The organism is Chengkuizengella marina, assembly GCF_009910845.1.
Classification (GTDB): domain Bacteria; phylum Bacillota; class Bacilli; order Paenibacillales; family KCTC-33759; genus Chengkuizengella; species Chengkuizengella marina.
In genome coordinates this window covers 147,011-172,417 of the sequence record NZ_SIJB01000023.1, presented here as the reverse complement: position 1 = coordinate 172,417, position 25,407 = coordinate 147,011, and the positions used below count along the sequence as shown (strand labels likewise).

Sequence of the window (25,407 nt, the reverse complement as noted above, 5' to 3'; positions counted from 1 at the left end):
CATGATCACAACAGACAGATTATCTTTTTCTTCACTTTTCTTTTTGTTATGATTAAATTTAAAAATGATACACACCTCTTTATTTATTGATGAAAAATTTTCTGAAAATACTCTGTGTGATTAAAGATATTCTATTTGTTACGAATAAAAACTTGATATGAAATTTAGGTTTTACTGGAAAACTTTTAACAATTAGTTCGTAATTTTCATCAATAAATCTATTGTTATTTTTTATAATATAATATTCATTTTTAAGTCGTCCCTTTTGTCTTTGACCACCAGTTCTTTGATTAAGATGGATACATGTACAATCAGAGGTATAGTAGTTTTTTTTGTTTTCTAACAGGTAATATAATTGAAAATCTGACTCTTCTCTGTATCCATTAATTTTATAGATATCTTTATAGTTATACTTTTTTATAAAGTTAGTATCCATTAAACATACTGCATGAACAAATGGTACAATATGATCCTTATCTGTTTTTATCCTGTAATATCCTTCTAATAGTTTGAAATCATAAACATTAGTCTTACTGTTATTTTTTTCTTCGAGTTCTTGTATTGTTCGAGGATATTCTTGATAATATTTACCATCTATATAGAGTATCCTTCCTGCTATAGCACCAATGTTTGGGTTATTCAACTTTTTTTGTATTAGGGTATTTACATAATTATCTCCGAGTAAAACATCATCTTCTCCCCATAAGATATAATCAAATTCAACCTCTTCTTTTAATTTATTTCTACAATATTCTGCGCCCTTTTTTTCTTTATTAGTAAAATATTTAAACTTTATATTTTTATGTCTACACATAGATGAAATTTTATCAATTGTGTTTGTATAATTTTTTGTACTACCATCATTTATTATAATTAATTCACCAATATTATCTTGTGTTAGGTATGAATTAATTATATACATTAGAGTATCGGGTCTATTATATGTGGGGATTGCTATTGAAACTAATTTTGACATTTCCACACCATCTTCTCCCTATTTTTAAAATTATGAATAAAGTCAATTAATAATTAAATGTCTAACTTCTTAATTACTTTACTAATCTTTTTTGCAATTACGTCATTGGAATACATCAATTCAAATTTCTGTCTTGAATACTTACTTAGCAACTCTCTTTGCTTCTGGTTTTTTAGTAATAAATTAACGTGTTCAGAAAAAAGTTTTGGAGTGTCAGCTATTAATACATCTTCAAAGTGTGATAACTGTATTCCTTCTATACCTTTACTAGTAGAAATTATTGGAATTCCCTTCCTCATAGCTTCTAATACCTTTAACCTAATACCGCTTCCAGACAATAACGGAACAATGAAAATATTACTTTTTAACAAAAATGAAGATAGATCGTCAACAAACCCCAAGAGTTTTACATTTGGAAAAGCTGCTACTTTCTTTTTAAGTTTATCATTCGCACCTTTTCCAATGATAAATACTTTAACTTCACTTAAGTTTAATTTACTAACAACCTCATCAAGAAACCACTCTATTCCCTCATTATTAGGTATATATTCTAAACTTCCTACAAAAACAAGGTTTGGTTTAGTGTTGAAATTACCTATTGGTTGTTCATTATCATCTAAACCAAATGGTATAACCTCACTTTTATTTGGAGGAATATCAAGAAGTTGTTTATCTTCCTTTGATAATACAATTGTAAAATCTAAGTAATTGAATAAGTTTTTTTCGAATTTTTTAACCAAAGAAATCTGTGTAAGCAAAAAAAATTTTTTTAAAAATCTTTGTTTTTTTATTTTTTGCTTTAATAAATCTGACTCAACGTTATGCTCTCTATAAATTATTTTTAAATTTGGCAGAATTTTTTTTAGCTTTTTTACGTATACTGTTGGCCATAATTGATCAACCCATAATACATCTATATTATTTTTATTACAGTAAACAACAATATCATTTAATATCTTTTTTGAATAATATCTATTTATCAATATTGAGTTAACAGAGAAGAGATTTTTAAACAGTAACTTACTATTCATTTTGATTTCTTTTCTAAAAATCAAGATATTCTTGATACAAGCTTTACATAATAATTTATTTTTATTGTGCTCTATATTAGAATCATCTATTTCTGCAAAAGTTGCTAGGTGTACGTTATGTCCAAGTTTATCTAAACAAATGATAGAGGACATCGAGGCAATACTTCCACCATCATTTACTGGATATGGTAACCATGGAGTAATTACTAAAATGTTCAACAAAGATTTCCTCTCCTTTAATTAATGATATTATAAGAAAAATAGTTTACTTACCAAATGACCGTTGTAAATTATAAACTTCTACTTTAGTCCTAATTGCATTAGAAAGATCATTCCAAAAGTGAATGATCTTTCTAATTTTTAATATATTAACGTTTCAAATAACCTTTTTATAACTTTAAAAACAACTCTAAATATAAAAATTCTTCCCTTCAGCATTTAGCACATTATGTTAGCATAAAACAAACTATCAATTCATTGATAGTTTCCGACTATACTTAAATTTTATAAAAACTAGATTAAAAAGGAACAGAAAAAGGAAGAAAATAGTATTTGCGAAAAAGTATGGACCTTTTATATTTATGATAAACATCAGCAAAATAATTGTATATAAATAATAAATTATATTTATTTTTACATTTAATTGCCTTTTAAAATATTTACTCATATTAAACAATTTTATAAACCAATAGATATAAATAAATATAATAATAATTAATCCGATAATTCCTAAACCGTTTATTATCTGAACATACCCTACATCTGAATATCCTCCAAGTTTAGAGGCATTTGAATAAGATGTACCAAAAATTAGCTTTATCAAATCATTTGTCAATTCATAGTGGTTTTCCAATGTGTTATCAAAACTACTAGTGTAAAATTCACCAGTTTCAGTATAATTAATAAACGCTTCAAACATAAAATTATAGCTTTGTTCATACAGTATTGGATATTGTGATTTTATAATTTTTGATCCACCCAAAAGTATAACTATTACTATCAAGATATAAATAATAATATTCATTACATATCTAAATAAGTTTTTAGAAGTCAAAAATGAAAAAATAAGAAAAAATAAAAGTAACGTTAACAGTCCTGTTCTTGATGTAAAAAAGATGGAAAATCCACATAATATCGCAGATGCAATATAAAACAATTTTGCCGTTCTGCTATTGCTTATTTTTATAAGAATAATTGATAGAACAAATGTCATTGCTATAATAATTCCATTGGCATCGTAACCTGCCATTAATCCCATTGCTCTATAAGGCTTATAAGCATGAAGTAGAAAAGTGCTATTTAAATTAAGCGCGAAATCTCCTAGAGAAAAAAGATCAAAATATTGCACATAGGTAATTAATACATTTACTAATAAGACTATTAAGATTGATTTTAAACTTTCATAAATATTAAGATTAAATAGAATTATCAAATAATATAATCCTAAGGATATAATAATTAACTTTGTGAATAGAATAAAATAATATAAATCACCAGATTGAGAGAATAAAATTATAAAAAGAGAATAAATTAGTGGTATTAACAATATATAAATTGGTGTTATTTGTAATTTGTTATCCACCTTTTTTTTAGACAGTAGTAGTCCACATATTATGAAAAAGACAGAAGTAATAACCGGGACCCCGATTAAGCCACTATTAGGAATAAAAAAAATAAGAAATAAAGCCAAACTACTAACAGCAACTTTATAATGAGTAAAATATTGCATCATTTCACCTCTATCATTTTAATACTTCTTTGCGAATTTATAATGTAAAAGTAAAACTATCATACAAATAACAGAAAATGAAAATGCAAAAACATTCGCCTTAGCAACCCCGATTGCACCAAAATTTGCTGCTGCTAATGTATAAGCTATAATGGTAAACACACCTGATGGCAAGATACAGTAAATAAAAAACTTAAATGGACTGTGTTTAATAGTTAAATAACTCAGCAAAGGTCTAAATGTGTTAAAAATAGATAAACCTAACAAAATAAAAACTAGATATTCATAGATAATTTTTATGTCATTTCCCTCTACATATAATTTCAATAAATACTCACCAAACATTATAAAGCATAGATATTGTATAATTGATAGTACTGCACTTATAATAATAAACTTTTTAACTACCAAACTTGCCTTTTTTGGTTCATCTTCTGATAAATTGGCAAGAGCAATGTTAGTGTTTTTTTGTATAATTTGAAAAACAACGATAAAATAATTCGCAATCACTAGTGCTATGGAATAATTGCCCACAATTGTCATAGTTGTGAAAAAACCTAAAATAAAAGGATCAATCCTATAAATTATATTAGTTACTACTCCTGACATATGAGCCCACAAAGAAAAATTTAATATTGATTTTTTTATAATTGAATACCATTCTTTTAATTTTACACCTTTAAACTTATAATCAAAATGTCCCTTTAAATATATAAAAGATAACACAAATTGAATAGTAACAAATACTATATCACTTAAAAGTACTATATATAGATTTGGGATTAGTATTAAAATAGAAAGGACTAGTGTCCTGATCAATCTAGAGATAAGAAAAAACCTAGTAATAAATTTTTGAAGAAAACTCACTTCTAAAAATATGTTCATTACTGCATTGATATTTTTAATAAATAAAACAAAACTATTAACGATAATTACTATTAAGTACATTAAATCGCCATGTAAAATTAATAGAAAAACACCAATAGCAATATTTAAAATAACAATTAAAGTGGATTTTAGAACATTAAAAATAAAATAGCTATTTAAAAAGGTGAATTTTTCTTTCTTATTAAAAGATTTAAACTTCTTATAAAAAAATGTTTCAGGCGCTAAATTAACTATTTGTACTATGGTTGCAATAGAAGCAATATAACCAATAATTCCATAGTCACTTCTCAATAAATATCTAGCCATAATTATGCTTGCTATTAATCCAAACAAAATATCTATAAATTTTTCACTCAATCCATAAGAAACAGAGCTAATTATTTTTTTCCGTAAATTAGTATTTGAACTGGGATCTTTCATAAAATAATTCCTTTTTTTGTTTTTATTAGTTTTTGTTAAATTTAAGCTCTATTAACTAGATAAAAAATAAAAATCTCCATCGCAAAGAGAAGGATTATGTTTCTTAAATTATTAAGCTTTTTGAATTAACTTATATAAGCCATTTTATGATGATACTAGGTTTCATCCCTTAATTTCTTTTATTCAATATATTATAAATGATGTTTAAATGTTGAAAACCCTCAAAAACCATAAAGTTATTAAAAATATCACCTAATTATATAAATTAATGCCTTCTTGATTTCTTTTAGTTCCAGAGTCTTAAAAAAATACTTCAAGAATAATTTTAAGTGTTTTTTATAAAATTTCTTATATCCATTTCTAGCGTTTTTTGAACTACCTATACTTTCTCTTGTATGCTTATGATATATAGTTTGTACACTCTTAACGACTTCACATGAATAGCCATTATTTAAAATTCTTGTCCACATATCCCAGTCTTGACAACTAGGAAAACTCTCATCAAAAAGTTTAGATTTTATTATTGCATCTTTTTTTACCATTACAGAAGGTGAGGGGATAAAACACCCTTTCAACATTTGTCTTATTGCATTTCCATGTATAGTACTTCTAAACTCATGTACAAGCTCACCTTTATCATTTATTGCATCAGTCCAAGTATATACTATCCCAACTTCAGGTCCGCAATTACTAAATAATTTAACTTGCTCTTGTAATTTGGTGGGTAACCATTCGTCATCATCATCAACTAAGGCTATTAGTTCATATTTTGATTTTAGAATACCTTGGTTTCGCGAATATGGTGCACCTTTATTTTTTGAATTTCTTATATAAGTTAGATTATTAATTTTCTGAGAGTATTTTTGTATAAGGTTATTATATTCTTGGCTATTTGGAGAGTTATCATCAATTATTATTACTTCATAATATTTATATACTTGCTGTTCTATACTCTTTAATAGCCTTTCTAGCAAATCTGCTCTTTTGTAAGTTGGGATGACAATACTTACACCCATATACTAATCACCTTTTCCCAATAATATTAGTTTATATTTAACAGATAAAATATCACTTTTTTTGTAATTTACGTTCTTTAACTCTAAATCTATCATCTTCACTGAACCTAGGGGTGAATAGTAATTATTGTCACTTATATTGTATTCACCTTCTTCAAATGAAACCTCTAGTTTTTGACCTTCAACTTCTGAAATAAAACTTTGACCGTTAATTTTCGTTAAATTATAAAAGAATAATTTCAAAGGATGAAATTTTTCAAACTCTATATTTTTTAGAAAGATAATCTTATCATTAATTATTATTTCTCTCTCTTTAAAATCGTAATTCCTAATATGTTTTATTATTTTGGATTCTCCAACTAATTTATTATTTAATAATTTATATCTTAACTCGTCTCTAAAAAAAAGATTATTATTAATTGGCTTTTTCAGAACCCTTTTTAAATTCAGTTTCAATAACTGTTTTACACTATGACTTCTTTTTTTTACAATCCCATGTGGAAGTGGAATAGATTCAGGCGAATATAATAAACTACCAAATTGTTCACCACCATATGTAGGGGTTAAATTAACCTTTTTATAACAGATAAAAGGTATTGGTAAATCATTAGTCCAATAACCCCCTGGAGTTGCAATCACGGCATCATAATTTGTGCTTTTCAATATATAAAAGTTTTTATTACTAATTATATTTTTAATTTCATAATCATTTAACAGATTAGTGTCAGGTTCATAAAGTTTGATTGCCTTATTAAGGTAATAAGCAAGAAAGCAAGTATAATCAAAATAATTATTATAGTTATACCACCCTAAATATTTTGGGTCGTTCACATCTATTTTTATAGGATAGGATAGTTCTTCTTTTCTTAAGACTAAAGGTAATGATCCATCCTCCCTAACAAATAATATTAAATGGCAATACACTTTATTAACTAGCATCTCATACTTTGATTCCCCTGTTAAATTAAGCGCAAATACAAGTGAATATAATAACGGCCCATATCCAAATAATTGCTCCTGTCCCCTACCTATATAATTAGTAGTTCCATTAGAAAGAACAAAATCCGATATAAAGTCAACTGCTTTAAGAAAACTTTGTTTAAAGAAATCGTTTTTTGTAACTTGATATGCCTCAGCGATTAATGCCATTGAAAAACAATGATACTGTAGGGAATTTACTCTTTTATCATCCCTAATAAACCCGAATTCATCTTGATACTTGGTTATCTTACGTGTAATTTCAAATACACCAAGAGGATAATTTTTCTTGGTTAAAATTCGGCATAAACCTCGAAGAATTGTCCAATTTGTACATTTAGTTCCTTTAAACCTTAATGGGTGTAATTGATTATATGCTTCTCTATCATTACTCAAATTATAATACTGGTGTAGTGCATAATTATTAAACTCCCAATGAAAGTTGAAATAGTTTTTATCCTTGTCACCATAACTTTTCAATGAATCCTTTATTTCTAGTTCATACTTTTTATTATCTAATTGAAATAATGTAAGCAAAAAATAAGTCTCCGCATAAAATGTCCTAGCAGGAAAGTTTCCCTTTTTTACAGATTTCAACAAATAGTTTACTAAATTATCAACTGTCATTTGCATATCTTTTTTTATCATGAATTCACCCTATATTTTCGAGAACACTGCCTCAGTTTTTAAAGATAATTTTTCTCCGTTCATTAATTTTACTAATCCGAATGCATTAATTGGTAGTTTTATTCGACTCTTCTCACCGTTATACCATAGGTGTTTTGCGAGTGGGGATTTTAATAGAATTTTAGATATATTATCTGGAAGAGGTCTTGCCTTACTAGTGTATTTTACTAACTTTACAATCTCTTTGTCATATTTTCTAGGGAATAATCTAACATGGACAACCCAAAATTTCGCACTCCCCCTAACATATATAACCTGCTTGAAGTTTGGAACTTTTTCTATAGACAAGACTCGAATATTTACACAATAGTTAGGTCCATACAACTTTACTTTATCAGTTTCATATTGATGATTAATATATTCATTTTTGTGTTCAAACTTCAATCCAGCTAATTCTGCTATAGGAAATATAGACTTATTAAACTGAAAACGAGTAACAAAGTCCATAAAATATGAGTCTTTAAGGGAATAAATGCTGTTTGTTCGTATTACTTTATTATCCAAGACTTTATCTACTATATTCAAATTGAATCTTCCATCATGAAATTCATATTCTCCATTAAATTTATTTTCAAATTGAGAAATATCCCTTTGACATTGAATTAGCTTATAGTCATAGCCACCATTTTCAAGACTTAAAAAGGATTTAGAATCCGCAGTTTCTATTCCCCAACTACCGATTAAGTTATCTTCATTTTTTCTCAACTCTTGTAAGTAACTATTTTTTTCAAAATAAACATTATCAAAAAACATTCTTATCCTCCAATGTCTCTTTTACGAATCTTTTCCACCTTTTCTCGAAAACCAATATTGAAAAGTTTTTTACTGCCCATTCTCTTAATTCCTCTTTCAAATACTTTGATTCGACTTGGCTATTAAACTTTTTAAAATTAACCTCAAAGTCGTCTATAGTTGAAATAAATTCAGGAAATTTTTCATTAATCTCAACTGAATAGCCTGTTTTATTCATTAAAATAGGGGTACCGGTTGCTAAGGCCTCTATTGCAACCAAGCTTGCTGATTCAAAATACGATGGAATTAATACCCCATTTACAGCTGAATATAATTTATACATATCTTTATTACTTATTTCAGTAAAATGAATTACATTATTAAGTTTATGATTTAAAGACCCACTACCTACTATAATAAACTTTATGTCTGGGTTATTACTGGCAATTCTTAATACAGTATTTATTCCTTTATTCTCATCTATACGCCCTACAAACAAGTATAATTTACATTTTTGTGGAAACGAAAAGAACCTTCTTGCTTCATTGGTGGGGATTATTTTAAACTTCGACATATCCACACCAACATGAATCACACTTGAATTGAAACCATAATATCTGTCTAATTGTTTTTGGTTAAATTTCGATACTGTTATACGGTGTTTATTATAACCACTAATCCTCTCAAAGAAGCCTTTTATAAAGAAAGCAATCGTTTTTTTAAAATTACTATTCATATTAGCCTTTAAATAGCCTATATAATTACCATGATAGATATTAACTAGCACTGCATCTACTTTTTTAAAATATAAATACCACCCAAACATACCATTAGAAATAACTAAATCATATTTATTTTTTTTGTGAGCCTTTATAAATTCTCTTCCTACATGATATGATTTCTTAATCTCATCAAATGGCCTTAACTTCTTATCAATAAATCTTGTTTTTACATTATTAGTATCGTAATAAAAAATATCAACATCATTAAAAATTGTTGTAAGGTAATTATTATATACTTCAACTCCACCATTAGAATCTTTATTTGGTGTCAACAGCGCGATTTTCATAAGTTACATCCCCTATAAAACCTGATAACGTAAACATAGGCTTCTACTAATTTTTGATTTATATTAGTTAGAACTCATTTTAATTTAAACAATGTAGTTATTATCCAATATATTATCAAATAACTTGATTTGATTAACGATAATTTTTCTATTTCTCTATATACTTTCCAGTGATATCCCACTAAACTGAACTTATTACTAGATATTGCATCTGTCCTAATACGATGGCTACTAAGAGGTTCTTCAATCCCATATAGGTATTTTTCTTTTTTAATAACTTGTAGCCACATTACGTAATCATTTCTCTTCTTAATATTTGGAATTTTAAATTTTCCTAGTTTCTCTGCATTATATATTACTGTTGAGTTCCCTGGACAAGTTTTTAAAACTCCATCATAGTCACGTATGCTCTGCGCTCTAATAGTGCGGTTAAGGTAGTTACCTAGCTCATCAATCTTAGTATAACTAGTGCAGGTAAAGTTGTATCTGTTAACCTTCATAAAACTAATTTGTTTGCTTAACTTTTCAGGAAACCAAACATCATCACTATCAAGAAAGGCTATATATTTCCCTTTTGCAAGATCAAGAGCTTTATTTCTAGCTACCGCTGCACCAGAGTTCTCTTCTAATTTATAATATTTAATTCTGTGATCATTAACCATATATTCTTTAACTATTTCCTTAGTATTATCTGTAGAACAGTCGTCAACTAAAATTAGTTCCCAATTTTTATATTTTTGAGCTATCACAGAATCAATTGTGAATCCAATATAGTCCCCGCAATTATATGCAGGCATTATTATAGAAACTAGATCTTCTAGTGTATTCTTCCCGTGTTTACTACTCATTTTTGTCCACTCTCCAACTCTGACAACTCTAATGACTTCCTTAAATCCCGGATTTGGTAGTCAACTTTATACTTACTCATACTTTTTTCATATATCAGATTGCCAAACACCTTATTTATTAGCCCCACCTTTGTCCCTATTAGTTTTAATATAGGATTGAAAATCTTAGTAAGTATAACCTTCCCACCGTTAACTTCAGCTATCAATCTTACCATTTCACTTGTCTTAACATACTCAGTATTTTGTGGAAAGAATAAACCACTTTCTTCATTTTCAATAATAAGCTTGATAAACTCACAAAGATTATCAATATGAATCATACTACGCTGATTATCAATATCAGGAAATAATGGTAGTTTACGTGATGCATTAGCAAGCTTTGGATAATTCCCTTTTGAACCCTTTCCATAAATCATCGGTGGCCGCAAAATAACCACCTTAAATTCATCAGATTTCAAGGTGGTTATCCCCTTTTCTGCTTGTAGTTTGCTATTACCATAAAAGTTACTTGGTCTAGGTATAGTGGTTTTATCTATAATTTTTTTTTCTTTACTACTATCCCCATAAACAATGATGCTGCTCATAAAAATGAACTGTTTTATACCATTTGCTTTTGCTTTTTTTGCAACGTTTATTGTAAGATCTCGATTTACTTTATAATACTTCTCTTCCATCTTTGGATCTGACGAAACATGTGCAATTCCGGCCACGTGAAACAATACATCATACTCCGAGAAATTCATTTCCTTGCACGAATCATCTCTTAAACTTATCGAATCTATTGAATATCTATCAGGATAATTTCCAAGCCATTTCTCTACACTCTTTCCTACATAGCTATTTTTACCTGTTATCAATATTTTTTTCATTTAGGTACGCTCTCCTTGCTACTTGTAACTTCCTTAGCTCCAATACATCCATCAATAATCCCATCACTTTTTAAAACACTAATAATAGTTCCAAAGAAGCACTTAACATCCATCCATAGACTAATTCTCTCTACATATTCCCCATCTAACTTTGCCTTTACTTCAATAGATAGCTCATCCCTACCATTTATCTGCGCCCAACCAGTTAGTCCAGGCGAAACATCATTCGCACCATACTTATCCCGTTCAGCAATTAGGTCAAATTGATTCCACAGCGCCGGCCTAGGCCCAATAATACTCATTTGCCCAACAAAGATATTCCAAATCTGTGGTAACTCATCAAGTGAAGTCCTTCTCAAAAACTTACCCACTTTAGTAATGTATTGCTCTGGATTCTCTAATAAATGAGTAGGAGTGTCCTTAGGGGTATCTATTCTCATAGTACGGAACTTCAAGATATTGAAATTTGTCTTATTGATACCAATACGCTTTTGCTTAAATAGAACGGGGCCTCTTGAGTCAACTTTAATTGCAATAATTAAAATTAAATAAATCGGTGATAATACTATAAGTCCAATTAAAGAAAGAATGATATCTATCAATCTTTTTATTTTCATATACATGACTGTAACACTCCTTGAAAAGTTAATTAGTAAGTTAGGACTTAATTGGAAATTATTTACACCTCCAACCAACTACTATCTACCTAATGAATACGAAATAGATATTCTTGCATATATCACTCTAAACCGAGTTCCTTACTTTTATATATACCATTCAATCAATCTATAAACTTTATTCATTCAAATCCTCTTTCAATCTGAAATAAAGTGCGTTTACATAGATGTCAAAAAACGAATTGAACTAAATTATAATCCCCAAAACAAAAAAACCAGCCCCAAAACAATGAAGTCTATCCTCTAATGCTCAAGGGACTGGAGCATCAAAACTATAACTAACACCTAGTAATTAACAACCAATTTCTCTTCTTTCACCCTACCACCAGCAATATCTAATAATGTAACCCTCAGCTCATCTATTGATAAATTCTCAAACTCATTGATTAAAACAGAAAGAAATTTGCCTTCAATAAATGTAGCTTTACCTATATGGATTTTAGGGAACACTTGCTTATGGTGTACTTCATTTTCATTTAACAACTCTTCAAACAATTTCTCACCTGGACGAATCCCTGAGTACACAATTCCTATGTCCTCTACAGAATAACCAGATAATTTTATTAAATTTTTGGCTAAATCTATGATTTTCACTGGATCACCCATATCAAGCACAAAGATTTCTCCACCTCTAGCCAGTGCCCCAGCTTGAATGACAAGTCTTGAAGCCTCTGGAATCGTCATAAAGTATCGTTCCATGTCAGGATGTGTAACCGTAACCGGTCCTCCTGCTTGAATTTGTTTTTTGAATAACGGAATCACACTTCCACGACTACCAAGTACATTTCCAAATCTTACAGCTACAAATCGTGTGTTGCTGATCGTATCCATATGTTGCACAACCATCTCTGCAATCCGTTTTGTTGCTCCCATTACACTTGTTGGATTTACTGCTTTATCTGTTGAAACCATTACAAATGTTTTTACTTTTGCATGGTCAGCAGCTTCCGCAACATTTTTAGTTCCGATCACATTATTTTTCACAGCTTCTTCAGGATTTCGCTCCATTAATGGAACATGTTTATGAGCAGCAGCGTGATACACCATACTAGGTCTATGTTTTAATAATATGGCAAACATTTTGTCTTTATCTTGAACATCTGCAATTTCAGTCACGAAATTGATTTCATCATATGTATTTAATAGCTCTTGTTCTATGGTGTAAATGCTGTTTTCACCATGACCAAGCAATACAATTTTACTTGGTTTATATTTTGAAACTTGACGACAAATCTCTGATCCTATCGATCCACCAGCGCCCGTTACTAATATCGTTTGATGATGAATCGTATCTAATAAATTTTTGTCATCTAGTTTGACTGGTTCTCTTCCTAATAAATCTTCTATTCTAACATCTCTAAAGTCATTAACTGAAACTTTCCCTAACACTAAATCTTCTATCATGGGAAGTGTTTGAGTTCTAACATTTGTTTTACTGCATTCTTGTACAATTTTGTTTAGTTCTTTTTTGTTAAGAGAAGGTATGGCTATGATAATGTTTTTAATATCAAACTCAATCACTGACTTTTCTATTAAATTTACTCCACCAATGACAGGTATGCCCATGATTTCCATCTGTTGTTTTTGACAATCATCATCAATAAAGGCTACTGGATACAGTTTTGAACCCGAGTTATTTTTTAATTGTCGAGCAATCATTGTACCTGCTGAACCTGCACCAATAATTAGTGTTCGTTCTCCTTGATTTTTGACTTTTAAATACGCATCTCGATATAATCGCCAAACAAATCTTGATCCACCAATAAACAACATCAATAACATCCAAGTAATCACAAGCGCTCTAATATAAACATCCTGGTAAAAAAGGAACTGTACAACTGCAGTAATTAAAATAGAATAGGTAACAGATTTGAAAATGGTTACCAATTCTCCTATGCTTGCATATTCCAACACTCTTTTATATAACTTATAATAAGCAGCTAACAAATGGTGCCCTATTAACAAGGTTAAAGAACTCACAACTAGAAATGGTGTAAGATAATATTTCGTACTTAAAATAAGGTGACTAAAATAGATGGCAGTGAACACACACAACGAGTCTAAAATAATCAGGAGTAATAATCGTTTTCGGTACGTCACAAACGAACCTCCCTTATCTATATATTTTTAAATGTTAACTTTATTTTTGTCTTGGATTTCTTTCATAAAAGATAGAAGTTTGGATTTTAATTCATCATCCTGCATTGCAAACTCAATTGTGGTTTGAATAAACCCTAGTTTTTCCCCTACGTCATAACGTTTCCCTTCAAAGTCATAAGCAAAAACTCGTTGAATTTCATTTAATTTAGAAATCGCATCCGTTAATTGAATCTCTCCGCCTGCCCCTATATTTTGTTCTTCTAAAAACATAAAAATCTCAGGAGTGAGAATATATCGTCCCATGATTGCTAAGTTAGAAGGTGCTGTACCTTGCTCAGGTTTTTCTATAAAGCTATTAACCTGATAACGTCTACCAACTTGGTCTAAAGGATCAACTATTCCATATCGATGTGTCTCTTCATCTAATACTTGTTGAACACCTATGACAGGAGCTAGAGTTTTTTCATACTCATCAATTAACTGTCTTAGACAAGGGACATCTGATTGAACAATATCATCCCCTAATAATACGGCAAAAGGCTCGTCTCCAATAAATGTTCGTGCACACCAGATTGCATGACCTAATCCTTTTGGTTCTTTTTGTCTTATGTAATGAATGTTTGCTAAATTGGAAGATTGCCGAACCTTATCAAGTAATTCATTTTTTCCTTTTTCTATTAAATTCTGTTCTAATTCAAAAGCATGATCAAAATGATCTTCTATTGCCCGTTTTCCTTTCCCAGTCACAATCATGATATCTTCAATACCTGAAGCTACTGCTTCTTCTACGATGTATTGAATAGTAGGTTTATCTACAATAGGCAACATCTCTTTTGGCATCGCTTTGGTTGCAGGTAAAAAACGAGTACCTAATCCAGCTGCAGGAATGATTGCTTTTTTTACTTTTTTCATAGACATTGCTCCCATCTTCAAACTCTATGAATCTTTAAATGATTCATTGTTCATCTTTTCTTACATGCCTTTTCTTATCTTTATGTGATCTATATGAAAATATTACAGATAGATTGTGTCAGTAAAAAGTCCAATTAGATTATTTTTAAAACCTCAAATTTATATAAAACTCCTAACTCTAGATTCCCAATCAAAACCTACTAATGCACGAATTAACGTATATGTACATTACGATCACATAACATGTGGTAATAAAATAGAAAAATATACTATAAATGTAAATTAATAGTTTCAATATTCCTTGAAAATCTATAGCTAGAAGTTTATTATGTAGGGCATTTAACCCATCCTCACATCACACCACTGACGACAAGCGTCTAAGGTACATCTATACCCACAGCGTAATCGAGTACCCCCATTGATATTGGTAAGAGGATGTCACCAAAAGCAACATGATTTTAAAAACTAAAAAAGAATAGAGTTCTAACTTTTCCATTCCATTAAAAAATGCCAAATATTTTCTTTCTTTTTATACGTTGTGGCTCTTCATAATAAATCATCTTACCTTCTATTAATCTTTGAGGATTTTTCAGAAGCAAATCTTTCCATTTCGTTCCAAACTCTTGGTCTATATATTCATAAGCTTCATTTAAATAAAATCCTCTTCGTATCACATGATGAACATCAGATGCAACAAAGTGAGTTTGATGATGTTCAATTAATTGTTCTGTGAATTTTTGAATTTTTTTTCCAAACTTACCTACTACACTTGCTGCTGTTACTTGTGTCAAAGCTCCACCTTTCACAAACTGATATAACGTTTCTGGGTTTTCAATGAATTCTTGATTTCTTTCAGGGTGGACAATAATCGGTTTTAAACCTATTAATTGCAGGTCAAATAATAGTTGGTTTGTGTAACGTGGAACGTGGTTCGAGGGAAGCTCCACAAATATGTATTTATCATCATCGTTTAAGGATAGTAGCTCTCCCAGCTCAATATCGTGAACCATATCTTTATAAATACGGGTTTCTTGTCCTGGGTATATTTCTAATTGAATATTTTCTAAAAACATTTCTTCATTTAAAAGGTCAACCGCTTTTAAGATTTCATCTTTGGAATTGTAATAAGAACCATTGCGATGATGCGGAGTGGCAATCATTTTCGTTATTCCTTGTTTAACAGCTTCTCTAGCAAGTTGTACACTTTCTTCTAGGTCTTTCGCCCCATCATCTATTCCAGGTAAGATATGACTATGTAAATCTATCATTTTTCCACCACCCTAAACCTAGGAACTAATTTTTGGAAATATTATGTAATTGTAATCAAAAAGATAGTATGTTCTGTCCTATTTTAGCACGTTTATTGAAAAATGAGAATAGAAAATAGTGCTAATTTCCTAGAAATCAATAAAATGACTAAGAAAATAGCACTATTTATGTAACAGACTATATTTGATTAAGTTCCGTAATAATAGTAATAATCATGTTTTTTGGATATTTTCTTCTGGTTTAGTACCGTACCCAAAATTTTCGTATTTGCTTGCAGTAATAGTTCTTTTGTTTTCAAAGCAGCCTCAACTTCTGTTTTCCCACTTTGTACGACTAATATGGCACCATCACTTAAATCACCTAATATTTGTGCGTCTGTAACAGCTAACGCAGGAGGACTATCAAATAGTACAATATCAAAATTTTGCTTAGCTTCTTCTACAAATTGTTTCATTGCATTAGAGGCTAACATTTCTGCAGGGTTTGGAGGGATCGGTCCGCTTGTAATAATAAACAAATGCTCAACACCTGTTTTACTAATAACCCCTTTCATAGCAGCTTGACCTGCTAATACATTGGTCAAACCAAAAGTGTTCAATAATTGAAAGGTATAATGCATCGATGGTTTTCGAAGATCTGCATCCACTAACAATACACGTTTACCTTGCTGTGCAAGTACAATGGCTAAATTAGCCGTTGTTGTTGATTTTCCTTCTGCTGGTGTTGACGAAGTAACTACAAGAGACTTGATATTTTGATCTACATCCGCAAATTGAATATTGGTACGAATCGTTCGATATTGTTCTGAGATAGGAGATTTTGGATTCGTTAATGTGACTAAACTGCGTTGACTGGTTTGTTTTTGCTTTTTACGACTCAATCGTAACACTCCCAACCGCTTGATTTTGCTGACTAGGGACAGAAGCTTTTTCTTCTTGTTCTCTAATCTGACTTATAGAACCTAATACAGGCAAGTCTAGTAAATTCACGATATCCTGTTCTGTTTTCACTGTATTGTCTAAATAGTCTAGTAAAAACGCCAATCCTACCCCTGCCATTAAACCAAGGACGATCGCAATCGCAATATTTAGGGTTGAATTCGGTTTAATCGGTGATGGATTTTCAGAAATTTTAGCTTCTGCTAATACACTTACATTGTCTACGTTGTTATTCATTAAATCTACAATGCTTGTTTTAAAAACGCTAGCAATCCTATTTGCTATATTTGCTGCTAAAACAGGATTTTTATCTTCAACAACGATGGAAACCACTTGCGAGTTGTTTTCAGGTTTAACGTTGATTTGACTTTTCAAAGCTCCGTACGAGCGATTTAGTTCTAGTTCTTCTATAACGATATCCAAAATAGCTGGACTTTTTATAATCACACTATATGTATTAATCAACTCTGTATTCGTTCGAATATCATTAATATCTAAACCATTATTTTCTGACTTCGTATTGTTCACTAAGATCTGGGTAGATGACTGATAAATCGGTGTTAATATAAATAAACTAACTACTGCACTTATAAGTGTTGCTATGACAGTAATCGTTAAAATTAACCAAATTCTTTTTTTAACAATCTCATATATTTCCTTTAAACTAATCGATTCTTCCATTACTCTCCTCCTGATAATAACCCTACCACGGTATGAATAAATGTATTATAGCATAATTCGTCAAAATTTTTATAAATATTCACTCACAATAATATGGTGAATATTGTAAAACATCCCCATAATATATACGGCTATCATTCATTGACGAAAGAGTCGTTGATTGATTCGATTAAATTGCTCGCTGCTTCTCTAGGTTGCTTTAAAGAGCTAATGGCTGAGATTAGTGCAACACCGTCTGCGCCTGCATTTATCACGGGTTTTAAGTTTTGTTGATTGATTCCTCCGATTCCAACGATCGGGATTTCTATATTATTTTGTCTGAGCTGTCGAATCATGTCTGGACCTGCGACTTCATTTGTATCCAGTTTTGTTTTTGTTTCATACATCGGACCAACACCGATATAATTTGCACCCGTCTTCACAGCTTCTGTTGCTTCGGATAAATCGTGGGCAGAAACTCCTAATATTTTCCTCCCTATAAACTTTCTAATCTTTGAAACATCGCCATCCTCTTGACCGATATGAATCCCATCTGCATCTAACTCTAATGCAAGATTTATATCATCATTTACGATGAAAGGAATGTTATTCTGATTGCATAAAGACTGCAGTTTTTTCCCTAACTGCAGCTTGTCCTCCCCCTCTAAGGCTCCTTTTCCTTTTTCACGATACTGAAACATCGTAATGCCGCCATCTATAGCTTCGCTCAAAACTTCAACTGGATTTTTTAAACAATTCACACTTCCCATTACAAAATATAATTTTAGATGCTTTTTCATTATTTCTGGTGAGATATTTTGAAAATTACTAGCCATTATTGTTCACCTACAGTACGATGTGCAGCATGATTTAACGGTCCATGTCCACTTCCAATTTGCATAGCATGTTCAATAGAGATGTGTACGAATTTCTTAGCATTTCTTACAGCCACTTTGATTTCAACTCCTTTAGCTAACTCACTAGCCACTGCCGCTGCAAATGTACAACCTGTTCCGTGTGTATTGTTTGTATGAATTCTTCTACTTTGATACATTGTAAATTCAGTCCCGTCATATAGAAGGTCTATCACTTCATCTGAATTAATCTCATGTCCACCTTTTATGACAACATTTCGAGCACCTAAGTCATGCAACATTTTTGCTGCTTCTTTTCGATCTTCTAAGGACTGTATTGTTATTCCTGTTAAAGCTGCCGCTTCTGGCATGTTTGGAGTGATAACTTTACTTAAAGGTATCAATTGCTCTCTCATCGTTTTCACTGCTTCTTCTTGTAATAGAGAAGCCCCACCTTTAGCAATCATCACTGGATCAACAACAACATTGTCCCATTGATATTGTTTGATCTTTTCACAAACGAGTCCGATCATTTCACTGTTAAACAACATGCCTGTTTTAATTGCATCTGCTCCAATGTCCGTTCCTATAGAATCAATTTGATTAGCTACCGCTTCTAGGGAAGAAGGATACACACCTTGTAATCCTAAAGTATTTTGTGCAGTGATAGCAGTAATAGCTGACATACCAAACACTTCTAACTCTTGAAATGTTTTTAAATCCGCTTGAATGCCTGCTCCTCCACCACTGTCTGAACCTGCTATGGTTAAAACTTTAATCGGTTTCATATTGTTTTTTCTCCTTTCAGTATGTTGTTAATAGATTTTTAGATTTTAAACAAATTTCACTATGAATTCCGGTTTAACTGACCTCACTGGAAAAGTTGTGCCTGCCATCAACCGACAAAGATATTAAAAGAAATCTCATCAAAAAAAAAGTGATTTGCTCTTGTGACTGACTTTACAAAACAGGAAGTTTTGATGTCAACGTTGGCCACATGGATGTGGCTGATTCTAGTTGAGGTACATTAGCATTGAAGTGGAAGGATAAGAGCAAATTACATTGTATTAAACATTCAAATTTCCTCACAGAATTACATAATAAAAAGTGGTATGTCCCAAAAAAAGGCCCCAAAGCACGGAGCCTCCAAAGTTTTTATATGTTATCCCATATATCGATGATACAAATTTTTAGCCTCAGCAATATCCTTCGTCCCATGCACAAGCACACGACCATCCTTGAATATCACCATGCGATGATCACCCATCTTAAAGTTTAAGAGAAAAGGATTTAAGTCAATTTCTCCACCCTGTTTTTTCAACGTTTCAGCTAACTGATCTAAATGGAGTTTTTTCGGTTCTGGTGGTCGAATTTGCACTGTGTTTCTGCCACATAAAACAGCCGTTTTTGTATGACTACCAGCAGACAAATAAGGGTAGGTTGGATGTGATCCACACGATTTGCAAGATTCCTTTTTCGCTCTGTTTACATTAATCGCTGTATGCTGGTTTTTCCACAGATCAAAGGATACGAGCTTATTCCTTAAAGCTTCTTCATCCTCAACTAAAATTTTTAACGCTTCTGTCATTTGATAAGCCACTACCATTTGCACAGCAGGACTAATAATCCCAACCGTATCACAAGTTGCTCCACCAAGCGGTACGGTCTCTAATAAACAGTTCAAACAAGGTGTTTTCCCGGGAAATATTGTATAGGACAACCCGTAACTGCCTACACAAGCACCATAAATCCAAGGAATTTGGTATTTTTGAGAAATATCGTTTACTAGTAAACGAGTATCAAAATTATCTGTAGCATCTAAGATGAGATCAACGCCTTGTACAAGTTGTTCAATTTCCTCTGTTGTTACATCCATAACGTGTGCAACGACATTTACTTCAGAGTTTATTTCCTTGAGACGTTTTTCTGCAGCGATAGCTTTTGGCATTCGGTTCGCTGCATCTGCTTCATGGTATAACTGCTGTCTTTGTAAATTACTCCATTCCACATAATCCCTATCTACAATCGTAAGTTTTCCAATACCAGCTCTCACTAAAGCTTCGGCATTGCCTGTACCTAAAGCACCTGCTCCGATTAACAACACATGTTTTCTGGAGATTAGTTCTTGCCCTTTTTCACCAATGGGTGTAAATAAGGTTTGTCTTGAATATCGATCACTCAAACGGTACTCAATCCTTCCGTTGGACTACTTGCTGTTGCATAACGTTTTTTTGGAATACGTCCAGCTTCATACCCTAAACGACCGGCTTCAATGCCTAACTTCATCGCTTGTGCCATTTTCACTGGATCTTTTGCTCCAGATACTGCTGTATTTAATAAGACACCATCTGCTCCCATTTCCATCGCAATGGCAGCATCCGATGGTGTTCCAATCCCTGCATCTACTATAACTGGAACCGTAGCTTGTTCTATAATAAAACTTAAGTTCAATGGATTAATGATCCCTTGACCAGAACCAATTGGGGATGCACCCGGCATAATGGCATGTACACCTAAGTCCTGCAACCTTTTAGCTAGTAAAACATCATCAGATGTATAAGGTAATACGATAAATCCTTCAGCTAATAACTCTTCCGTTGCTTTTAGTGTTTCCACAGGATCTGGTAATAATGTCTTTGCATCACCAATGACTTCTACTTTAATCATGTCACATAAACCAGATGCTTTAGCAAGTTTTGCAATACGTACAGCCTCTTCTGCAGTGGATGCACCTGCTGTATTAGGTAGAAGCTTAAATTTCTCTACTTCAATTTTCTCTAAAAAGTTAGGTTGACTAGGTTCAAATATGTTCATTCTCCTTACAGAAAACGTTAATATCTCAGTGCCAGAAACATCAACTGCTTGTTTTTGAATATCAAAGTCAGGATATTTTCCTGTTCCTAACATTAATCTAGAATGGAATGAATAAGGTCCTATGTTTAACAAATTAACCGCCTCCTACAAAATGTACAATTTCTATGCGATCCCCATCTGAAACATTAGTTTGCGCATGGTTTTCTTTTTGCAAAATATCATGATTTAATTCTACAATAACAACTTTATCTTGCAGTTCAAAGTGTGCTAATAATTCTGTAACGGAACTTATTGAGCTTGGCACTTCAACATTTTCTCCATTAATATGAAGTTTCAAAATATATCACCTCATTAATTTACACCGGATGTGAAACCCCTTAGTAGATAGATTGCATTAGACTGTATCTCACATATGTTTTTTAAAAGATTATAAAGGACGATGAATGCGAAACGGTGTTAGATCCACATCATTGTATGGTTTCTTTTCAACTAGATCCGCAATGATTTCCCCAGTAATAGGACTAAGAAGAATACCATTACGGTAGTGACCTGTCGCTATAAAAAGTCCTTGCCATTCTGGATGTTCTCCCAGGTAGGGTATACTATCTGCTGTTTGTGGCCGTATCCCTGCCCATGTTTTCTCCCATTCCGCGTTTACGATGTCTGGCAATAATCTTTTAGCTTTATCTAATAAAGTAGAGATACCATCAACAGTTACCTTACGATCAAAGGTATTGGACTTCATCGTAGCTCCAACGATAAGTCTGCCACCTTTTTTAGGAACAAGGTAACAACCATTTGAAAAAATGGTGGAATCAAGAATAGGTTTTTGAAATACAACCGAAAAGCATTCCCCTTTTACAGGATAATCAGATGAATCAATCCCAGTCTCTCGCAACAATCGATGGCTCCATGCTCCAGTGGTCACTATTACATTGTCGCTCAGAAGTTCCCCTCGATCTGTTTTTACCCCTTTGACCCTACCACTTTCTAATATAAAGGAAAACACTTCTGTATATTCTTGTATCTTTACACCAAGATTTGCAGCTGATTTTGCAAATGCGAGAGATAACTCAGGTGCTAAAACATGACCATCATTGGGAAGATATAACCCACCTAAAACTACATTAGATAAGGCAGGCTCCTTTTCAAGCAATTCATCTCCAGTGTGCCATTCTACCTGTTCTCCTGCTTCATGTTGAAATGAAATCATTTGCTTATATTCTTGCACTTGCTCCTCTGTCACTGCGATTTTAAACATGCCTTTATTTGTTAATGCAATATCGATTCCACTCTGATCATGAAGCTCCTCTGCTAACTTTGGGAACATGTTTCGGCTTTTTCTAGATAATTCGAATAAAGGTCCTGCTTCTGTCATCTCGGCTTGTGCAGCTAACATACCTGCGGCAGCTTGTGATGCTTGCGATCCTAGTCGTTCTTTTTCTAAAATGACTGCTTTCAAACCTCGTTTTGCTAAACTGTAGGCAACAGAGCTCCCAATAACGCCTCCCCCTACAACAATAGCATCGTAATGATTCACCATGCTCTTCCTCTCCATTCGAATCACTTTAGTAGTTGTCTATATCTTATTACTTCCTCAAGAGGATTTTCCGCTTCCAACAACCCTGACATGACCGCAATACCAGATGCTCCTGCAGTCAAAACTTCATTCATATTAGAAATTTTGATACCACCTATAGCAATAATAGGAATTTGTAACTTTTGTGTGATGGTAGCAAGTTCATTCAAACCTCTTCCTGGTAATCCTGGTTTTGAAGCAGTCTCATATATATGACCGTAAAAGACGTAATCCACTTGTTTTTGCTCCATAGACAATGCCTCTTTTAAGGAATGCACAGAGCATCCAACTCTAAGATAGGGAAAGGTTTGTTTGATTAATTCTGCATCCAGACTGTGAGAAGCCAGATGAACACCTGATACACGACTTATTGCAGCTACATCCACTCGGTCATTGATCACGATTTTTGAAAGCGGGATACCTTTCTCTTTTAAAAAAGATACACCTACCATAAGCTCTTTTGCACTCATTTGCTTTTCTCGAATATGAAAAGCTGTAACATAGGGATGAATCTGCCCTGCGATATCAGCGAAATGCTGTAAAGAACTCTTTCCATTTGAAATGACATGCAATTCCCGCCCAGACATAAAAAAATCCACTCCTTCTTACGTAAAGAGTGGATTGATGTTTTCATTTAAAATATGACATCTCATCTTCACTTCCCTACGCTGGAATAACCCAGATCAGGTACAAAGGGTCCAGAACATCATTCTATCTCAGCCAATCGGCTCCCCTAGTGTATCTTTCAATATTTTAACATGAATACTTGTAACGAAGCAATGAACGATTCTTGTCAGATTATGTATTCAAATCTTGTGTTAAAGGCAAAATAATATCCACACTAGTCCCTACATTTTTAATACTGTGAATATGAATACTTCCTTTATGGTTGTGTATCATCTTTTCACTTAACATAAATCCTAAACCTGTTCCTTCTTCCTTACTCGTAAAGAAAGGTTCACCTAATTTACACACTTCTTCCTCATTCATACCACACCCATCATCTTGAATGCTGATGAATACTTTTTCATCTTCATTCATTTTAACAGAAATAATGATATTTCCTCCAGATGGCATGGCTTCAATCGCATTTTTCAATAAATTAATAAATACTTGTTTCAATTGATTTTCGTCACAATCTATGAAGGGTACTTTTTCTTCTATGTCCAACTGTATTTTCACATTATTTTGTGTGGCTTGTATCTCAATTAACGTCAGTACATCCTTAAATATGTTATGTATGTTTTTATGTTTATATGTTATTTCTTGCGGTTTAGCAAGTACTAGCAGCTCACTTAAAATCAATTCGATCCTGTGAAGCTCTGAAGTCATAACCTCTAAAACTTCCCTGTTCATTTCCTTACCATGTTTAATTAAGTTTAAAAATCCAATTAATGAAGTAAGCGGATTTCTAATTTCATGAGCAACTCCAGCAGCTAACTGACCAACTACAGATAACTTTTCTGATTTAATTAACATCTCTTCTGATTGCTGGTACTTTTTTAGATTCAAAGATAATAAATTCACTCTTTCACTTAATAAACCTAATTCATCTTTTCTATTTACTTCTACTTGAACTCCATACTTCCCGTTATTAATATCATTTAAATTTAGTAGAATTTTCTTAAGAGGTGCTGCGATATATCCAGCGAAAATAAAGCTTGTTAAAATAATGATTCCAATTGCTGACATTAAAATGATAAAGTTAAAACACAGTTGTTTGTTTAATACTTTCTGTATATCACTATAATCAAACACAATGCTGATCACATACGGTTTATCCATCGATATTGGGGTGAATATTTTCATTACTTTTTGATCCTGATATGTTGAAATATAACTCTTAGTCTCACCAGTATCTAGGACTTTCGAAATGATATCTACATCATTATCTTCATGGTAATCATATTTTTCTAATTGTATAAAATCATTAAGAGATTGATTGTTCTGAGCGAACACAGGCACTTCTTTATAGGTATTGGGATCAAATCCAGCAACTTCTAATACTCTTTCATTGTTTGCAAAATTCATCTCTAGTAAATAGTCTGGTACATTAATAAAGAAAGAGTTTTCTGAAAATTGAAGAAAAGTAGCTAATCGATTAGCCAACAATACCATTTCCTGCTCTTTATCATCACGTAAAATCTCTCTAGTTGAGAAATAATTAAACGTATTATTTAACAACAAAAATAAAATAACAATTGTAGAAAAAATAATGGATAATTTTGTTTTCAGCTGCAAATATCATCACCCCTCCTTTCCGTTTCATAAATGAAGGAAGAAATAACCAATATTTATAATTATAGCTTGATTTTATTTAATTTGAAACACCAATCGACAAAATTATTGTTTTTATTACTA

At 31.8% G+C, this 25,407-nt stretch carries 24 protein-coding genes and 1 riboswitch; all 24 genes read right to left on the bottom strand.

The genetic code is table 11. From position 1 onward, the window contains the following. Positions 1 to 79: 79 nt before the first annotated feature. Positions 80 to 976, bottom strand: coding sequence for a glycosyltransferase family 2 protein (locus ERL59_RS10330; protein WP_235929856.1), 897 nt, complete (start codon positions 974 to 976; stop codon positions 80 to 82). A 53-nt stretch (positions 977 to 1,029) separates the two neighbouring features. Further along, positions 1,030 to 2,229, bottom strand: coding sequence for a glycosyltransferase family 4 protein (locus tag ERL59_RS10325; RefSeq protein ID WP_160646126.1), 1,200 nt, complete (start codon positions 2,227 to 2,229; stop codon positions 1,030 to 1,032). A gap of 247 nt (positions 2,230 to 2,476) precedes the next feature. After that, positions 2,477 to 3,736, bottom strand: a complete 1,260-nt coding sequence (locus tag ERL59_RS10320; protein ID WP_160646125.1) for a hypothetical protein — start codon at positions 3,734 to 3,736, stop codon at positions 2,477 to 2,479. Between the two features lie 18 nt (positions 3,737 to 3,754). Then, positions 3,755 to 5,044 carry an oligosaccharide flippase family protein gene (locus ERL59_RS10315; protein ID WP_160646124.1) on the bottom strand — a complete coding sequence of 430 codons (1,290 nt, stop codon included), beginning with the start codon at positions 5,042 to 5,044 and terminating at the stop codon, positions 3,755 to 3,757. A 248-nt stretch (positions 5,045 to 5,292) separates the two neighbouring features. Beyond that, positions 5,293 to 6,060, bottom strand: a complete 768-nt coding sequence (locus ERL59_RS10310; RefSeq protein ID WP_160646123.1) for a glycosyltransferase family 2 protein — start codon at positions 6,058 to 6,060, stop codon at positions 5,293 to 5,295. Positions 6,061 to 6,063: 3 nt separating this feature from the next. After that, positions 6,064 to 7,575 carry a hypothetical protein gene (locus ERL59_RS10305; RefSeq protein WP_160646122.1) on the bottom strand — a complete coding sequence of 504 codons (1,512 nt, stop codon included), beginning with the start codon at positions 7,573 to 7,575 and terminating at the stop codon, positions 6,064 to 6,066. 120 nt (positions 7,576 to 7,695) lie between these two features. Next, the gene (locus tag ERL59_RS10300; protein WP_160646121.1) at positions 7,696 to 8,478 is read right to left on the bottom strand and encodes a hypothetical protein; all 783 of its coding nucleotides are present in this window, start codon (positions 8,476 to 8,478) and stop codon (positions 7,696 to 7,698) included. Beyond that, positions 8,468 to 9,526, bottom strand: a complete 1,059-nt coding sequence (locus tag ERL59_RS10295) for a glycosyltransferase family 4 protein (RefSeq protein WP_160646120.1) — start codon at positions 9,524 to 9,526, stop codon at positions 8,468 to 8,470. The genes ERL59_RS10300 and ERL59_RS10295 overlap by 11 nt, the downstream gene beginning before the upstream one ends. 74 nt (positions 9,527 to 9,600) lie before the next feature. After that, positions 9,601 to 10,374, bottom strand: coding sequence for a glycosyltransferase family 2 protein (locus ERL59_RS10290; RefSeq protein WP_160646119.1), 774 nt, complete (start codon positions 10,372 to 10,374; stop codon positions 9,601 to 9,603). Further along, the gene (locus ERL59_RS10285) at positions 10,371 to 11,243 is read right to left on the bottom strand and encodes an NAD-dependent epimerase/dehydratase family protein (RefSeq protein ID WP_160646118.1); all 873 of its coding nucleotides are present in this window, start codon (positions 11,241 to 11,243) and stop codon (positions 10,371 to 10,373) included. Before ERL59_RS10285 ends, ERL59_RS10290 begins: the two co-directional genes overlap by 4 nt. Then, the gene (locus tag ERL59_RS10280) at positions 11,240 to 11,866 is read right to left on the bottom strand and encodes a sugar transferase (protein WP_160646117.1); all 627 of its coding nucleotides are present in this window, start codon (positions 11,864 to 11,866) and stop codon (positions 11,240 to 11,242) included. The genes ERL59_RS10285 and ERL59_RS10280 overlap by 4 nt, the downstream gene beginning before the upstream one ends. A 339-nt stretch (positions 11,867 to 12,205) precedes the next feature. Beyond that, the gene (locus ERL59_RS10275) at positions 12,206 to 14,020 is read right to left on the bottom strand and encodes a polysaccharide biosynthesis protein (RefSeq protein ID WP_160646116.1); all 1,815 of its coding nucleotides are present in this window, start codon (positions 14,018 to 14,020) and stop codon (positions 12,206 to 12,208) included. 27 nt (positions 14,021 to 14,047) lie between these two features. Next, on the bottom strand, positions 14,048 to 14,932 hold the full coding sequence (gene galU, locus ERL59_RS10270; protein WP_160646115.1) for a UTP--glucose-1-phosphate uridylyltransferase GalU: 885 nt from the start codon (positions 14,930 to 14,932) through the stop codon (positions 14,048 to 14,050). Positions 14,933 to 15,432: 500 nt separating this feature from the next. After that, positions 15,433 to 16,200 carry a tyrosine-protein phosphatase gene (locus tag ERL59_RS10265; protein WP_160646114.1) on the bottom strand — a complete coding sequence of 256 codons (768 nt, stop codon included), beginning with the start codon at positions 16,198 to 16,200 and terminating at the stop codon, positions 15,433 to 15,435. 188 nt (positions 16,201 to 16,388) lie between these two features. After that, positions 16,389 to 17,081 carry a CpsD/CapB family tyrosine-protein kinase gene (locus ERL59_RS10260; RefSeq protein WP_160646113.1) on the bottom strand — a complete coding sequence of 231 codons (693 nt, stop codon included), beginning with the start codon at positions 17,079 to 17,081 and terminating at the stop codon, positions 16,389 to 16,391. Continuing rightward, entirely contained in the window at positions 17,071 to 17,820 is a 750-nt protein-coding gene (locus tag ERL59_RS10255; protein ID WP_160646112.1) for a YveK family protein, read from the bottom strand. The genes ERL59_RS10260 and ERL59_RS10255 overlap by 11 nt, the downstream gene beginning before the upstream one ends. Before the next feature lie 134 nt (positions 17,821 to 17,954). Next, positions 17,955 to 18,635 (bottom strand): thiamine phosphate synthase, encoded by a 681-nt coding sequence (gene thiE, locus ERL59_RS10250; RefSeq protein ID WP_235929851.1) that lies wholly within the window; start codon positions 18,633 to 18,635, stop codon positions 17,955 to 17,957. Then, on the bottom strand, positions 18,635 to 19,441 hold the full coding sequence (gene thiD / locus ERL59_RS10245) for a bifunctional hydroxymethylpyrimidine kinase/phosphomethylpyrimidine kinase (RefSeq protein ID WP_160646111.1): 807 nt from the start codon (positions 19,439 to 19,441) through the stop codon (positions 18,635 to 18,637). The genes thiE and thiD overlap by 1 nt, the downstream gene beginning before the upstream one ends. A 374-nt stretch (positions 19,442 to 19,815) precedes the next feature. Further along, the gene (locus ERL59_RS10240; protein WP_160646110.1) at positions 19,816 to 20,835 is read right to left on the bottom strand and encodes a thiazole biosynthesis adenylyltransferase ThiF; all 1,020 of its coding nucleotides are present in this window, start codon (positions 20,833 to 20,835) and stop codon (positions 19,816 to 19,818) included. Then, entirely contained in the window at positions 20,832 to 21,599 is a 768-nt protein-coding gene (locus tag ERL59_RS10235; protein WP_160646109.1) for a thiazole synthase, read from the bottom strand. The genes ERL59_RS10240 and ERL59_RS10235 overlap by 4 nt, the downstream gene beginning before the upstream one ends. Before the next feature lies 1 nt (position 21,600). Beyond that, on the bottom strand, positions 21,601 to 21,804 hold the full coding sequence (thiS, locus tag ERL59_RS10230) for a sulfur carrier protein ThiS (protein ID WP_160646108.1): 204 nt from the start codon (positions 21,802 to 21,804) through the stop codon (positions 21,601 to 21,603). A 90-nt stretch (positions 21,805 to 21,894) separates the two neighbouring features. Continuing rightward, a complete protein-coding gene (gene thiO, locus ERL59_RS10225) occupies positions 21,895 to 23,010 on the bottom strand; it encodes a glycine oxidase ThiO (RefSeq protein ID WP_160646107.1) in 1,116 nt (371 codons plus the stop codon). 20 nt (positions 23,011 to 23,030) lie between these two features. After that, complete coding sequence (gene tenI, locus ERL59_RS10220) at positions 23,031 to 23,633, bottom strand: thiazole tautomerase TenI (RefSeq protein WP_160646106.1); 603 nt, start codon at positions 23,631 to 23,633, stop codon at positions 23,031 to 23,033. Positions 23,634 to 23,689: 56 nt separating this feature from the next. Beyond that, a riboswitch (TPP riboswitch) is annotated at positions 23,690 to 23,791 on the bottom strand. Positions 23,792 to 23,844: 53 nt separating this feature from the next. Then, complete coding sequence (locus ERL59_RS10215) at positions 23,845 to 25,287, bottom strand: sensor histidine kinase (RefSeq protein ID WP_160646105.1); 1,443 nt, start codon at positions 25,285 to 25,287, stop codon at positions 23,845 to 23,847. Between the last annotated feature and the right edge of the window lie 120 nt (positions 25,288 to 25,407).